The 16170-nt window shown below is 39.7% G+C and carries 12 protein-coding genes; 11 read left to right on the top strand and 1 reads right to left on the bottom strand.

Going from position 1 to position 16170, the window contains the following annotated elements:
* The first annotated feature begins 39 nt into the window (after positions 1 to 39).
* The 3 genes from HUX68_RS09815 to HUX68_RS09805 all read left to right on the top strand — a co-directional run bounded on the left by HUX68_RS09815 (position 40) and on the right by HUX68_RS09805 (position 3162).
* Positions 40 to 951 carry a carbohydrate ABC transporter permease gene (locus HUX68_RS09815; protein ID WP_343033638.1) on the top strand — a complete coding sequence of 304 codons (912 nt, stop codon included), beginning with the start codon at positions 40 to 42 and terminating at the stop codon, positions 949 to 951.
* Positions 948 to 1757 (top strand): carbohydrate ABC transporter permease, encoded by an 810-nt coding sequence (locus tag HUX68_RS09810; protein WP_174614655.1) that lies wholly within the window; start codon positions 948 to 950, stop codon positions 1755 to 1757. The genes HUX68_RS09815 and HUX68_RS09810 overlap by 4 nt, the downstream gene beginning before the upstream one ends.
* Positions 1758 to 1854: 97 nt before the next feature.
* On the top strand, positions 1855 to 3162 hold the full coding sequence (locus HUX68_RS09805) for an ABC transporter substrate-binding protein (RefSeq protein WP_246206760.1): 1308 nt from the start codon (positions 1855 to 1857) through the stop codon (positions 3160 to 3162).
* A gap of 267 nt (positions 3163 to 3429) precedes the next feature.
* On the opposite strand, the gene HUX68_RS09800 is transcribed toward HUX68_RS09805, so the two are convergent.
* The gene (locus tag HUX68_RS09800; RefSeq protein WP_174614653.1) at positions 3430 to 4785 is read right to left on the bottom strand and encodes an FAD-binding oxidoreductase; all 1356 of its coding nucleotides are present in this window, start codon (positions 4783 to 4785) and stop codon (positions 3430 to 3432) included.
* Positions 4786 to 5035: 250 nt separating this feature from the next.
* On the opposite strand from HUX68_RS09800, the gene HUX68_RS09795 reads away from it, so the two are divergent.
* The 8 genes from HUX68_RS09795 (at position 5036) to HUX68_RS09760 (ending at position 16162) form a co-directional block, all read left to right on the top strand.
* On the top strand, positions 5036 to 6403 hold the full coding sequence (locus HUX68_RS09795; RefSeq protein WP_174614652.1) for a YjiH family protein: 1368 nt from the start codon (positions 5036 to 5038) through the stop codon (positions 6401 to 6403).
* A gap of 187 nt (positions 6404 to 6590) precedes the next feature.
* On the top strand, positions 6591 to 7511 hold the full coding sequence (locus HUX68_RS09790) for an ArsR/SmtB family transcription factor (RefSeq protein ID WP_174614651.1): 921 nt from the start codon (positions 6591 to 6593) through the stop codon (positions 7509 to 7511).
* Positions 7512 to 7819: 308 nt separating this feature from the next.
* Positions 7820 to 9115 (top strand): ABC transporter substrate-binding protein, encoded by a 1296-nt coding sequence (locus HUX68_RS09785; protein ID WP_174614650.1) that lies wholly within the window; start codon positions 7820 to 7822, stop codon positions 9113 to 9115.
* Positions 9116 to 9139: 24 nt separating this feature from the next.
* A complete protein-coding gene (locus HUX68_RS09780) occupies positions 9140 to 10021 on the top strand; it encodes a carbohydrate ABC transporter permease (RefSeq protein ID WP_174614649.1) in 882 nt (293 codons plus the stop codon).
* Positions 10022 to 10023: 2 nt separating this feature from the next.
* Positions 10024 to 10944 (top strand): carbohydrate ABC transporter permease, encoded by a 921-nt coding sequence (locus HUX68_RS09775; RefSeq protein ID WP_246206652.1) that lies wholly within the window; start codon positions 10024 to 10026, stop codon positions 10942 to 10944.
* A 41-nt stretch (positions 10945 to 10985) separates the two neighbouring features.
* The gene (locus HUX68_RS09770; protein WP_174614648.1) at positions 10986 to 12749 is read left to right on the top strand and encodes a glycoside hydrolase family 2 protein; all 1764 of its coding nucleotides are present in this window, start codon (positions 10986 to 10988) and stop codon (positions 12747 to 12749) included.
* A 273-nt stretch (positions 12750 to 13022) separates the two neighbouring features.
* Complete coding sequence (locus HUX68_RS09765; protein ID WP_174614647.1) at positions 13023 to 13667, top strand: YesL family protein; 645 nt, start codon at positions 13023 to 13025, stop codon at positions 13665 to 13667.
* A gap of 17 nt (positions 13668 to 13684) precedes the next feature.
* Positions 13685 to 16162, top strand: a complete 2478-nt coding sequence (locus tag HUX68_RS09760; protein ID WP_174614646.1) for a family 43 glycosylhydrolase — start codon at positions 13685 to 13687, stop codon at positions 16160 to 16162.
* Positions 16163 to 16170 lie beyond the last annotated feature (8 nt).

Raw genomic sequence — 16170 nt, 5'->3', positions numbered from 1 at the left:
AATATTCAGTTAATTATAGTGGTTAATCTGTGGATTGAGGTGAGGATATTGGAAACAACTAAAACTAAAAAAATAGGTAAAGAAATTAAATTATTCGGTACAGGTATGTTGTATTTATTTCCTACCTTTTTAATATTAGGTGTGTTTCTGTTTTATCCAATTTTAAAGACAATCCAATTCAGTTTTTCAAGTGTTTTGGACGGTGGAGTTATTGAGGCATTCGTAGGGTTGGAGCATTATTTTTCGTTATTTAGTTCACCATCATTTTTAAATAGTTTAAAAGTTACCTTTTTGTTTGTTTTGTATACAGTACCGCTTACTATTATTCTTTCACTATTTTTAGCCATAATAGCAAATGAAAAAATGAAGGGTTCAAAGTTTTTTCAAATGATTTTTTCATCCCAGCTAGGAATTTCAGGTGCCGCAAGCTCAGCTATTTTATTGTTTTTCTTTCACCCTACTCTTGGAACGATAAATAATGTTTTGGGTTTCTTCGGTGTACCTAGAATTGGGTGGCTAACATCACCCGAATGGGCCCTTTTTTCAGTATCATTGGCAACTATTTGGATGGGGTTAAGTTTAAATTTCATCCTATTATTAGGGGGACTGCAAAACATCTCCAATGATTTATATGAAAGTGCTACCGTTGATGGAGCGGGTTATTGGACCCGTTTATTTAAAATTACAATACCGCTTCTTTCACCAGTCTTATTTTTTGTTACTTTAATAAATTTTATTAATGCTTTACAATCTTTTGGTCAAATTGACATTTTGACTGAGGGTGGACCGACCGAGGCAACGAATTTAATTGTTTATTCTATATACAGGGAAGCATTTGTTTATGGAAATTATGGTTTTGCCAGCGCTCAGGCAATAGCATTATTTATCATTACTTTAATTGTAACTGTAATTCAATTCAAAGTTGGTGAAAGGAGAGTGCATTATCAATGATTAAAAAGATTATATTATACATTTTACTCTCCATTAGCGCATTTTTAATGTTTGCACCTATTTTATACGCGCTATCGGTAAGCTTTATGTCTGCAAGTGATATTAATAACGCAGCTATATTACCTTCTGAACCAAGCTTTCAGGGATATATCTCTGCTGCAGAGAGGATCCCTATAATACGTTATTTGTATAACAGTTTTATTTTTGCAACAGCAGTAATGATTGGACAAATATTTTTATGCAGTTTAGCAGCTTTTGCATTTGTATTCATCCCTTTCAAGGGAAGAAAACTTTTATTTATTTTGTTATTGAGTACAATGCTGATCCCCTTTGAATCTACAATTATTCCGAACCATTTAACTATGCTGAATCTTGGTTGGTTGAATACTTATCAAGCTTTAATTGTGCCTACATTAGTTACACCATTTGGAGTATTCCTGCTTAGACAACATTTTTTAACAATGCCTCAGGAATTATGGGATGCGGCCCAAATGGACGGATGTTCATACTTTAGATATTATCTATCTTTTGCGTTGCCATTATCCAAAACTATTTTGGGTGCATTAAGTATATTTGCTTTCATTTCGTCATGGAATAGTTATTTATGGCCACTTCTGATGACCAGCACCGACAATGTAAGACCAATACAAATTGGACTTAAGGTATTAGTAAGTTCTCAAGCATCCACTAATTGGCCAATTGTTATGGCAGGCTCTATTATAGCATTGCTCCCGACATTATTAATTCTTTTCTTTGGATTAAAGTATATTCGTAAAGGTCTCATTTCTGGTTCTATTAAAGGCTAAAGGAATTACATTTCAAAAAAGGAGGTGCACTGAACAACTCTTTTCTGTGTTAATTATCGGGAGAACAGGCGAAGTGGAGTAAAAAATTTTGGAAGGGATGATTAAGTTGAAGAAAATAATGCTGGCTTTAATGGTGTTGATTCTGGTGTTGGCAGGTTGCAGCGGAAATTCCGGTAAGACAAAAACGACAGAAGACGGTAAAACAGTTATTTCTTTTTGGCACAATTTGGACGGTGATAATGCTGTGACGCTCAAAGGCATTATAAAAAAATTTAATAAGCAATCTGACAGTGTTAAAATTAATGCATCATTTCAAGGCGATATACAACAACAGATGCGCACGATTGGATCGACTGATGCTGCTCCCGCAGTATTTTTAGCGGGTGATACTGCATATTTTAGTCAAAGTAATTATATTAAACCAGTACAAGAAATGATAGAGAACGATCAGGATTTTGATATATCCCAACTAAATGAAGCGGTTATTTCAAATCATTCACTAAATGGAACTTTAAGTTCTATGCCTTTCAATGTTTTTGTACCTTTATTATTTTATAATGTTGAATTATTTAAAGAAGCGGGAATGGACCCGGAAAACCCGCCACAAACATTTAGTGAAATTCAAAAGGCTGCAGAGAAGCTAACTTCTGGACCAGAAGAAGCACCAAATGTTTATGGCTTTTCAATTCCAATAAATACTTCATTTATATATAATTTGTTTGCGGTACAGAATGAGCTTGTTTTTAATAATGAAAATGGAAGAACAAGTGAAGATTCCACAAAAACGTTCCTTAATTCAGATGTAGGTAAAAAAATATATAACTGGATCGGAGATATGTATAATGATGGAAACTTTGGAAACTTCGGGCGAACATGGTCCAATACCCAACTGGCATTTTCATCTGGAGAACTTGCAATGTATCTGGATTCATCGGCAGTTGCTGGTATATGGCTGGATACACTTGATTTTAAGTTTAAAACTGCTCCATTACCTGTACCTGAGGATAAAGAATGGTCTGGTGTTAATCAAGGTGGATCTCAATTATGGATATCTAATCAGGCTACAGAGAAGGAACAAAAGGCAGGATGGGAGTTTATTAAATTTATGGTGAGCCCCGAAGTTCAATCGACATGGGCCGCAAGTACAGGATATGTGCCTGTAACACCGAAGGCAGCCGAAATTTCTCCCTTAAAAGAAACTTACAGTAAACATAAACAAATGAAAAAAGCGTATGATGCACTTAATAATACCAAACCTTCCCCAGCAACAGCTGGCCCATCTATTGATGAAGTAGAAGTATCTAATGTTATCGCCCAATCTTTCGAAAAACTTGTTCAGGGAGAGGATACAGAAAAGGTATTGAGTGAAGCTGAGAAAAAAATCAATAAGCTGCTGCAAAAGTGATTTAATATTCAAATGGATTTCCATTTGAATATAAAGAGGATGCCATACAATTTGGCAAATAATTCGTCATAAGGGGAAGGTTTTACATTTAATAATTACAATTAATTCCACAGGTTTCTCAGAGTGAAAAGCAAGAGATAATCCCTTATTTCATTTTGCCTTCCACATTAAATAACTGGAATAAATGAAAAACCAAACTTTTCCCCTATCGGGTGTAAGTTTGGTTTTTCGAGTTTAATGAGAATTGAACATTGGGATACAGGGACATCACGAAAATATTTTCCCCGGATTCAGAACATGCTTCGGATCAAGCATTTCTTTTATGCCTTTCATGACTGCCAAGGAGTCCCCGTGCTCCTTTTCCTGGAATTTCATTTTACCCAGGCCGACACCATGCTCACCGGTACAGGTACCGCGTGAATCGATTGCTTTTAGGGCAAGTGCTTCATTGACAGATTCAGCTCTTTTTCGTTCCTCTGTATTATTTTTACCAAACATAACCAGGGTATGAAAGTTCCCATCGCCGACGTGTCCCCATATACCACCGTTCAGTCCGCTTTCTTCAATTAATTTTCTGGCATAGACAATTAATTTGGGTAATTGTGAAATGGGAACACAGACATCAGCGCCTACTTCATCCATTCCGCTTAAATGATTGTACGCGTATGTTATTTCGTGGCGTGCCTTCCACAGTTCTTTTTGTTGGGTCGGATCACTTGCTGTATCCCAATTGTCACAGCCAAGATCTTTCATTAGCTCCTCGGCCAGTTTCACTTCTTCCTGAATAGCTGTTTTTGCACCTGCGAATTCAAAAAATAACGAGTGGCTGCAAGGCAAGTGATAATTGTTGTATTTGTTGACCTGGGCAATGCTTGTCTGATCCACCAGTTCCATTCGCATAATGGGAATGCCGCTGCCTAAAATTGTGTGGGAAGCTTCTGCACATGTTTCCAGGGAATCAAATGTGCAGCGGGCCATCATTGTATATTCCGGTATCCCGTGGAGGCGGAGCGTGATTTCCGTTATGATACCTAAGGTGCCTTCAGATCCAGCGAATAAGCCTGTTAAATGATAGCCTGACGATGACTTTTTAGCGTTGGTTCCAGTATGTATAACAGTTCCGTCTGCTAAAATTACTTCCAAGTCCAACAACTGATCCTTCATTGAACCGAATCGGACCGCTGTCGTGCCACTTGCATTGGTTGCAGTCATTCCGCCAATCGTTGCATCTGCACCGGGATCGATCGGAAACATCAGCCCGTGACGATTCACTTGTTTATTCAGGTTCATTCGTGTTATGCCAGGCTGTACCGTGATTGTCATATCCTCAGGTGAAAATTCAACAACTCTGTTCATATTGTCAAAGTTAATCGATATCCCTTTTTCCACGGGGATAACCTGTCCTTCCAGTCCGGTTCCTGCTCCAAAGGCTGTTACCGGTATGTTGTAAATGCTTGCCACATTCAATATCGTCTGGACATCTTCTCGGCAATCAGGAAAGCAAACCACATCCGGTTCAACTTTTTGGTGGATGGATTCATCATGACTGTGTCGATACAGCTCGGATTCACTTTTACTTATTTTCTGCGTTCCCAGTCGGTTAATTAATTGCTGGATAAACATCTAATCCCCCTCGTATATGAAATTTAAAACCAGGTATTATTTGAATATTATTATAAGTCGTTAAACTCATCTTTTCCAACAAAAATCAGCTTGTACGATGGTACTATTCACGTTATACTTTTATTTAAAATCAAAATAGTTATTCAATTCCGAACAGAATCCAGACGAAGGGAGTCCATTTTTAATAATCAGGAAAAGCAATTTGAACACGTTTTGGCGTTTGATGCTGAATCAAAAGGAGGATACTGTTATGAATCAATCATCTACACGTAACACTAATTATAATAAGAAAATTGATCGAAAAGGGCTGCTGAAGTTTTTGCTTCCTTCTTTATTCGGTGTATTTATCTTTTTGTTCCCTGTATATGACAATAACTCATTTAACATCCCGCTGGGAATTATAACGGAATACCTCATCCATTTATTAACGAGTGTATTGCCTGCGATTTTGACCATTGTTATTTCGCTTTCAACGTTGCTGACAGTAATAACGGTTACGTTAAGGCCTGAAAAAATTGTAAAACACAATATGTTGAATTCTTTTTTCAATGTATCGGTTTTTTGGACGGTCACCAGAGTATTGGGAATGATATTTGCGTTTATGACATTTTATCAAATCGGGTGGAATGCGATAAGTTCTGAAGTAACCGGGCAGGTGATGTTTGGACTGCTTACATCATTAATAGTATGGTTTTTCGTTGCTTCCTACCTGATGCCTTATTTGATAAATTTTGGAGCGATGGAGTTTTTTGGAACACTGTTAAGAAGTGTAACACGTCCACTTTTTACCTTGCCGGGACGTTCGGCAATTGACTTGTTGGCTTCATGGGTTGGAAATGTGAATGTTGGTGTTGTTATTACACGCGAACAGCACGCTGAAGGTTTTTATACAGGAAGGGAAGCAGCGGCGATTGCGACATGCTTTTCATCTGTATCATTGCCTTTTTGCCTTGTTATTGCCGGTATGCTGAAAATTGAACATATGTTTCCGATTTTATATCTGACGATTTGTATTGCCGGTGTGGCAAGTGCCGTCATCGTACCAAGAATCCCACCGCTTTCCAGGATTCCGGATACGTTTCGTAAAGAGAATGCGTATAAAGAGGACATCCCTGAGGGTGAGTCAAAAGTCAAATGGGGACTTCTGAAAGCTGTTGACCGGGCAAAGGCAGCCGGTTCGTTTATGGATCAGCTCAAACAGGGAACGGAGATATTTTTAGGAATCATTTTTGTATTATTGCCGCAAGTGATGGCGATTGGAACGGTTGCCCTTATTATTGCCGAGTTCACACCGATTTTTGATTTTATCTCAAAACCAATGGTCCCAATATTGCAGCTAATGCAAATTCCGGAAGCCGCGGAAGCAGCTCCGGCAACGATTATTGGCTTTATTGACATGTTTATACCCGCTGTATTGGCCAGCGGCATTGAAGCTGAGATTACCAGGTTCGTCATTGCTGCCCTGTCGTTGGTGCAAATTATTTATTTAACGGAAATGGGAACGTTAATCATTATTTCCAAAATTCCATTGGGTGTTGGCCGCCTGTTTCTGATTTTTATGGAGCGCACGATTATTTCCCTGCCGATTATTGTATTGATTGCGCATATGATTTTTTAATGTGTTTGGACGAGGGGGAGGAAGGCTGTTGAAGCCTCTGTCTTCTACGAAAAACGGGAGTGATAATGCAATGCACTCTCGTTTTTTCGTTGTAACGTAACGTCAGAATGTTTATTCTCTCAAATTGTAAGAGGAATCCAAAGGGGGTATAATGGTGTAATAAATCGTTTTCATTGGGGGTTAAGTCATGTTAGAGTTGTCAATCGAAGAATCAGATGTACTAAAAAAGGTTGCACACGCTTTATCATCTGAAGTTAGGATAAATATCCTGAAATTGTTAAACTATAAAAAAATGAACATACATGAATTGTCGGAAAAGCTTGGGTTGCCTGTTTCAACCATTGCTTCCAACATAAAGGTTCTTGAAAAGTCAGGGATTATTTCCACGGAACTGCAGCCTGCAACAAGAGGAACGATGAAGGTTTGCACGAGGAACTTTGATGATATCCATATGCAATTGAATTTGACCACTGGATACAATAATCCGAAGAATTCCTATCAATTAGAAATGCCTGTTGGACATTACATAGATTCTGATATTTATCCGACATGCGGACTGATTAATCCGCATGGTATTATGAAACCCGAAGATGAACCTTCCCTTTTCTATCATCCGGATCGTATGTCTGCACAGTTGGTCTGGTTTAGAAAGGGCTTTGTCGAATATCGATTTCCGTTACTTGTTCCGGCTGGCGCAGAGCCTGAGTCAATTCAATTTTCATTGGAACTCTGTTCGGAAGCTCCTAACTATGACCATAATTGGCCATCCGATATTACTATTTGGATTAATGGGCATGAAGTGTGCACATGGACGTGCCCGGGTGATTTTGGAGACAGACGAGGAAATTTAAATCCGCAGTGGCTTCCTGATAAACATACTCAATACGGGTTGTTAAAGACTTGGAAAGTCAATCACAAGGGAAGCTTTCTTGATGATGTAAAAGTGTCCGATGTTACATTGAATGACATTAATCTAGGAGAAAGCAAGTCAGTTTTTTTCAAAATAGGTGTAACGCCGGATGCCGCTAATATCGGCGGAGTTAATCTGTTTGGCAAAGGTTTTGGGGATTATGATCAGGACATTCTGATGAGATTAATTTATTCATGACCACATACATAAAAATAAAGCCCATTCAATGCAGGAAGCATTGAATGGGCTTTATTTTTGAAACTTTTATTTTTTCAAAAAAATGATTGACTTAGTGAAATGAAAGCGTTATCGTATATTTAATACAGTTTTTATGTTTTGTACAAATATATTGTAATGAATTGTAAACATCTGAGATAACAACAAATTATGGGACACAGGGAGGAGGCGTTTATGAAAACATGAACCGAGTAATTGGATTTTGAAGGTCGATGGATTCTATTTCAAATTTATAGGGGTATTTTCATAGAAAAGGAGGAGTGAAACGGGTGAGGAAAAAAAGTTTTTCCATAGTACTTTTGATTTTGTTACTAGTTTTTATATCCGGATGTTCGAATCCGGCGGTGGGTTCTTCAAATAGTGACAAAGTAGAACTTGACTATTGGACGTTGTTCGGCGGTGGTGACGCCGAGTTCATGAAAGAGATTGTTCAGAAGTTTAACAAATCCCATCCTGATATACACGTGAACTATATTCAATTACCGTTTGACGATTACTATACTAAATTGGTAACAGGAATTGCTGCCGGGAAAGCACCCGATGTCGCAGTTTCACACATTTCCAGGCTGCCACAGTTGGTTGAACTTGGAGTTGTCAGCAGCCTTGATTCTGATGCGCAAAAACAAGGCCTTGACTGGGATAAGTTTAATCAGAATATTTTGGAAGCATCTATCATGAACGGTAAACACTACGCAATTCCGATTGATACCCATCCTATTGCTTTTTACTACAACAAAAAACACCTGAGAAAAGCCGGCTTGTTGAATGAACAGGGTAAACCAATCATTGAGGAGACTCCAGAGGGTTTTGTTAATTTCCTAACTAAGCTGAAAAAGGAACTGCCTAATGACATTGCTCCTTTCTCATTTGCAACAACCGGTATAGATCCATACCGGTTATGGTGGTCGTTTTATCATCAGCTTGGTGCGGACGGTGTTTTGTCTGATGATCTGAGCTCAACAGACTTTGAGATGAAGAAAGCGGTAAAAGCTGCAAATTATATGAAAGATTTGTATTACAAGCATAAGGTCATCCCGTTACACATTACTGACTTTTACCGCATGTTTCAGAACGGGAATGCGGCTACTCTAATTACCGGCGTTTGGTCCACAGGAATATGGGAAGGAACGAAAAACTTGGAATTCGGCGTCACTCCGGTTCCGGCGATTTTTGGGGAAAAGGCTGTCTTTGGTAATTCACATACGTTGTTTTTGCCGAATCACGAAAATGCTGATGAGGAAAAACGGAAGGCAGCATTTAAATTTGCAAGTTTTGTTGCCGAAAATGGACAAATCTGGGCAGGGGCAGGACATATACCTGCAAAACAAACGGTATATGAAAAAGAGGCCTTCAAGGAATTGCCACACAGAAGTCAATATGTTCAAATTGCCGACCATGTTGCCTTTCAGAAGCCCTCAGTAGCCAATGGGACGATTGAGACAATACTTACTCGAAATCTGGATACGATCCTTAACGGCAGTGTATCCGCTGAGGATGCATTTAAGAAAGCGGAACGAGAAATTGATGAATTATTAGAGAACTCGTTGTTGACGCCTGAAAAATAATGTACAGATGGAGGTGGATGGCAGATGAAAGGTAAATCAATGTCAGGGAATATGAAGGCAATCCCCTTTTTACTCCCATTTTTTATCATTTATATGATGTTTACCATTTATCCAATCTTTAAGGGTTTGCAAATGAGCTTCTACGATTGGTCAATTATTCAGAAAATGGAATTTGTAGGGTTTGCAAACTATATCAAGATGTTTCAGGATCCCGATTTTTGGGGTTCACTTTGGAATACAACGTTGTTTACGATTTTATCAACACCAACCATGATTATATTGGCGCTGGTACTTGCGTTGATGGCCAATTCAAAATCGAAATTACGGGGGTTTTATCGAGGCGCATATTTTCTTCCCTCTATATTATCGGTATCGGTGATTTCCTATATTGCAATCTTTTTCCTGCAGCCTTATACAGGATTTTTGAATTCGTTTCTTCATATGGTGGGCATTCAAAAAGAGTTCTTTTGGCTGGCGGAACCGACGCTTGCATGGGTCTCTATTGTTGGTGTGACGTTATGGTGGACAGTAGGATTTAACATGATCCTGTTTTTGGCAGCGTTGCAGGACATTCCGGATTATTTATATGAGTCTGCTGATATTGACGGGGGTACTGCCTGGCAAAAATTCCGGTATATTACGCTCCCTCAGCTGATACCTATTGGCAGAGTAGTTTTGCTATTGCAAATACTTGCTTCCTATAAAGTATTTGCGCAAATTCTGTTAATAACCGGCGGGGGTCCCGGTACGAAAACCAGGCCGCTTATTCAGTATATTTATCAGGCAGGTTTTGAGAAATTTAATCTCGGTTATGCGGCGACAATGTCTTACGCATTATTTTTCATTTTACTAATCCTGTCCTTAATTCAATTGAAAAGCCGGTCTGATGATCAGGGGGTTATATAGGGATGGAAACTAAAACAATGCCGAAACAGGAGAATCAACATAGACAGGAACCACCACGTCAGAATCAACCACGCCAGAATCAGCCGCCCCAACCGAAAAAGCCCAAATGGAAAATGGGGAAGGTTATACGTAATGTGCTTCCGTTTATTACGGCAGTCCTGTTCCTGGTTCCTCTCATATGGATGTTTTTCGTATCACTTAAAGAACAGGGAACAGCTATTAGTGGTGTGGTGGAATGGTTTATACCGCCGTATACGTTTGAAAACTATGTGCATGTAGCGACGGATACAAAGGTTTTCAGATGGTTGATTAATAGTCTGATTGTAGGAGTCATTTCAACTATAATTACGCTGATAGTTACTTCGATGGCTGCTTTCGCTATTTCGCAAATTAAGTTCAGCTACAGGAAGTTTATCTTTGTATTTTTTCTCGCAGGATTAATGGTCCCGGGCGAAGCAACTATTATTCCGTTGTACCAGATTGTAAAAGATTTAAGTTTGCTTGATTCATATATCGCCTTAATTCTTCCAGGAATTGCATCACCCCTTGGCGTCGTTATCCTTAAGAGCTTTTTCGACGGCGTTCCGAGTGAAGTAATTGATAGTGCTAAAATTGACGGTTGTTCCCTGTTCAGGATTTATTATAATATCGTGCTGCCACTGGCCAAACCGGCAATGGCTGCGATTGCGATTTTTACTTTTATCGGTTCGTGGAATGAATTTTTGTGGCCTTATCTGGCTATTTTCTCAGAAGAGTTGTATACACTTCCGATTGGGATTCCAACATTTAATTCGAATTACTCGCAGGATTACATCTTACCAATGACGGTGAATGCGGTAGCTTCAATCCCAGTAATTATTGCATTCTTTTTCTTCGAGAAACAGATTGTTAAAGGGATTAGTTTTACAGGGATTAAAGGATAAGACCTTATCGATCCATAGAAAAATAAATTAATAAAGGAGTTATGATCGTGATAACAGAACAAAACGTACCCACACATTATCCAAGGCCGCAATTTGAAAGAAAAAGATGGATGAATCTCAATGGGAAATGGGATTTTAATTTTGATGATGCTAATGTTGGTGAACAGCAGCAGTGGTATAAAAAACATGATTTTGACAGGAACATTATCGTTCCGTTTACCTATGAAACGAAAGCGAGCGGTATTGGCGAGGAAACGTTTCATCCTTATATATGGTACCGACGATCCTTTGAAATTCCAGAAGAAGAAAGCGGAAAACAGATTCTCCTGCACTTCAATGCATCTGATTATGTGACAAAAGTATGGGTCGATGGACAGTTTGTCGGAGATCATCAAGGTGGGTATACCAAGTTTACTTTCGATGTGACAGATCATTTGAATGGTTCCGATCATCACGAACTCGTCGTAAAAGTCGAAGATAGCAACAGTTGTTATCAGCCCCGGGGGAAACAGCGCTGGATATCGGAGAACTTTGGCTGCTGGTATGTACAAACAACCGGAATATGGCAAACTGTTTGGCTGGAATTTGTAAACGAACATCATCTGGAATCTGTGAAAATGACGCCGGATATCGATACAAGCTCTGTGTTGTTTGAGTATAAATTTGCTGATTCCATAAATCACAGCAACCTTCTCATACAAACAGATATTCAGTTTGATGGGGAACCAGTGAAATCATTCAGTCAAACCGTTGACCGTTCATCAATGGAGATGAAAATGAATATTGCAAGCGGGATCGGTGAATGGAAAGTGAAACTCTGGCATCCGAATCATCCAAATCTATATGATGTTACATTTACCCTCTTTGATGGAGAAATCGTAGTTGACCGGGTTGAATCGTACTTTGGGATGCGAAAAGTATCGATTGAGAATGGACAGGTATTGTTAAATAATTCACCAATCTACCAGAAGTTAATTCTTGACCAAGGGTATTGGCCGGATTCGATGTTAACGCCGCCATCGGATGAGGCGATGATAGATGATATTGATAAAACGATTGAGATGGGTTTTAACGGCGTTCGCAAGCACCAGAAAATTGAAGATCCGCGATTTTTGTACTGGTGTGATAGAAAAGGTTTGCTCGTTTGGTCTGAGGCCGCAGCAACCTACGAATTTTCCCAGGAGGCAGTCGATTATTTTACAAAAGAATGGATTGATATCGTCCAGCAAAATTATAATCATCCGTCAATTATCACGTGGGTGCCTTTCAATGAGTCATGGGGCGTCAAAAATATTTTTACGGATGAAAAGCAGCAACGCTTTACAGAAGGAATTTACTACTTAACGAAATCCTTGGATTCGATGCGACCTGTCATTGTCAATGACGGTTGGGAACATACGGTTTCGGATATTCTTGCCCTTCATGATTATGAAGAGCTGGGAGAAGTTTTTGCGAAGAGATATGCGGACAAAGAAAAGATTGTTCAAAATGAAACAGCGCATAATGGACATAAGTTTGCACTTGCCAATGGGTATAAGTATCAAGGTCAGCCTATTATTATAAGCGAGTATGGTGGGATTGCTTTTCAGGAAGAAGTAGGCTGGGGCTATGGTAATCAAGTCGCCACTGAGGAGGCGTTTCTGCAACGATATCAATCTATCACTCAGGCTATTAAAGATTCTGAATATATCTCGGGTTATTGTTATACGCAAATTGCAGACGTTCAACAGGAAATTAACGGATTGCTGACGGAAAAAAGGGAGCCAAAGGTCAGTCTCGAAAAAATCCGCAAGATTAATCGCTGATTTTAGAGCATGAGGCTGGGACAAAAATAATATGTGTATCGGGAGAAGCACTATATAGCGGAGGAAATATGCGTAGACTCCTGCGGGAGGAAAGGCCTAGATGAGACCCCGCAGTGCGTAAGTACGAGGAGGGCTCAACAGCCGCCCGCGGAAAGCGAAGTATATTTCCGGAGCGGCTGAGTCCACCATTTAATTCGTTTTTTCTTTTGATAAATCACTTTTTGTCCCAGCCTCGGCCTTTTACTTGATTACTGCACAGGGAGGTTTGGAGGTATGGAGTTTGGCGGAGTCATGTCGCGCGTATATCAAGCGTGCGACTGGGTGATGAAACTTGCAATAGCCAACCTGTTATGGATAGGTTTTACATTGCTCGGGCTTGTTGTTCTGGGGGCAGCTCCGGCGACGGCAGCGCTTTTTTCTATCATCAGAAAATGGATCATGGGTAAGACAGATATTCCGATCTTTAAAACTTTCTGGGATCATTACCGGAAAGATTTTATTCAGTCGAATATTCTCAGTCTCCTTTTCTTCGTGATTGGATTTGTTTTATATTTTGACTTTCGGTTCGTATTAAACTATGAAGGAGCATGGAATATCTTCCTGTTAATCTTGGTTGTGGCGGTATGCGCAGCATATTTATTGACGGCTGTTTACCTTTTCCCGGTGTTTGTCCATTTTGAATCGCCTGATCTGAAAGGTTATATCAAAAATGCGTTTTTGATTGGGATTTCTCAATTACCGTCCACGCTTTTGATGATTGGGGGTATCTTCCTGTCATTTTTAATATTTAGGTTTCTGCCGGGAAGCTTGATGTTTTACTGTGCCAGTTTAATCAGTTTTTTCCTTTACTATAGTGCTCACCGGGTATTTTTGAAAATAGATCGTGCACAGAAAACGGAAGAAACAAGTGTGCTGTAAAAAAATAGGAGGTAAAAATGAACTATTATCTAAAAGGATTGTGTTTTGCGTTAATTATCGCTGCATGCACATTGGGTTTTTCAACGGTGGCATCTGCCTACGAAAACCCAATTATTCTGCCAAATGAGTGGAAATGGGATACCGGTGTCTATTATGGTTCCGGGGATCCTTATATCCTGAAACATAACGGTGTTTATTATATGTATGTCAGCACTGTGGATGACAAGAGCGGTATTAAAGTATGGAGTTCGAACAATCTGGTGGATTGGACTTACGAAGGACTCAGTACCACCGACCCCGTTACAAAAGCTGCATACGCACCCGAAGTTGTATATTGGAACGGCTACTTTTACATGTATACGTCACCCGGAGGAAATGGCCACTATGTACTAAGAAGTACCAGCCCAACTGGCCCGTTTAAGGTGAAAACAGGGAATATTGGTCATACAATTGATGGACATGTATTTATTGATGATGATGGTCAGTGGTATTTTTACAATGCAAGTGATGCCGGTATTGTTTCCCATCCAATGACCGATCCCTATACGATCGGGAAAGGTACTATCACCGGAAGTTATATGGGTGGCTGGACTGAGGGGGCTACATTACTTAAACGGAATGGATTATATTATATGACCTATACCGGAAACCACGTCTGGAACAGGGGATACAGGGTGAATTATGCAACAAGCGGGAGTCCGCTTACAAATTTTCTCCCGTCAACTGACAATCCGGTTTTGATTAATACGGAAGGGCCAATACATGGTACAGGACATAACAGCATGATTATCGGACCCGATCTTGACACGTATTATATGGTTTATCATAGCCAGGCAGATCCCGGAAGACACTTTAACCTGGACAAGGTGGTCTGGAACGGTAAAAAAATGGAGGTGCTCGGCCCGACATCCAGCGAACAGCCGGATCCGGCCATGCCGGCTTTCAGTGATGACTTTTCCAACCCGGATGAGAAAAAATGGTCAACTATAGAAATATCCAATCTTACATCCAAAGAAAAACAAAACAAAAATCCGCATAACAGATGGGAAGGCATGGTATCCGAAGCTTCTACGGAGAACAATTTCAGTGCGGAATTTAATTTATTGCAGCTTACAACCGATGAAAAAGGACATCCGCCTGATAAAGTACGAAATCCCGGTTATGGTGTTGTTTTTGCATACCAGGATAACGAAAATTACGGAGTAGCTTTAATCAACAAGAATCATCATCTTTTGCAAACGCAATTTGTTGTTAATGGTGAAAAACAAGGTTGGGAGTATTCGTCCTTGCCTGATGATTATGATTACAATGTCCTTCATAATATTCGTGTCAAAAAAGACGACGATCAATTCAAAATTTTTATTGACGGCATGTTAAAACAAACCCGAAACGCAGACTTGAATGGGGGTAAAATCGGTTATATTGACCGGAACACTGATGCATTATTTGGATATACCGCATTCAGTAATAAATTCAATGGCAGCGGTGCCTGGGACACGCCAAAACCTGTTCCGGGTACGATAGAAGCAGTCCATTATATGTCAGGCGGTGAAGGTACCGGATATCATGACAAGACCAATGAAAATATTGGCGGAATGTACCGTAATGGTGCTGTTGACATTCGCCTGAACCCTGAAGGTGGTTATAACGTTGGCTGGAATCAAACGGGCGAATGGCTAAAATACAAGGTCAATGTGGCAGAAACTGGAACATATGATGTTGATCTGAGAGTGGCGACAACATTTAAAGATGCCAAAATTAGAATTTGGAGCGGTTCGCAGGATTTAACAGGCGTTGTGGATGTTCCAAATACAGGGGGCTGGAATGATTGGGACACCTTCACCATTAAAAACCTTCCACTTGAGGCAGGGGTGCAGCAGCTTAAAGTTGAAATTGTGAAAGGCGAATACGATTTTCAATCGATTGCATTTAAAAAGAGTGAATCCGTGCCGACGATCACGTACGATTTTAATGACGGTAATGATGACGGCTGGAAGCGCTACGAAGGTGATATATCAGTAGAAAATGGGAAATATCTTCTTGGCGGTAACTATGCAAAGGCGTTGACCGGTGATGATGGCTGGTCCAATTATACAATAGAGACCGACATTGTTATGAAAGATTCCGGTATTAAAAGCGGAATACTTGTCCGATCGACTAATCCGGCGGACGGAAGCCACCTCGGTAATTTTAAACATTTTAATCAGGGATATTTCGCCTATATTACAACAAATGGCGTGTATCTTGGTAAAGAAAATTATGGCTGGACTTACCTTAAAGGGGTTGCTACCAGTGAACCGCTTGAGTTAAACAAGACATACCATATGAAAGTGGTTGTAAATGGTACGAATATTAAAGTGTACCTGGATGATATGGATCGCCCATTAATTAATTATGATGACAATAGCTCCATTCCGTTTACACACGGGAAAGCGGGGGTCCGCACCAGTAACGGAACAGCTGTATTTGATAATTTTGAGATTTATTCTGATTAGAATATGAA

The sequence above is a fragment of the Virgibacillus ihumii genome (assembly GCF_902726655.1).
Classification (GTDB): Bacteria; Bacillota; Bacilli; order Bacillales; family Amphibacillaceae; genus Lentibacillus; species Lentibacillus ihumii.
This window is presented reverse-complemented; position numbering and strand designations above follow the sequence as displayed.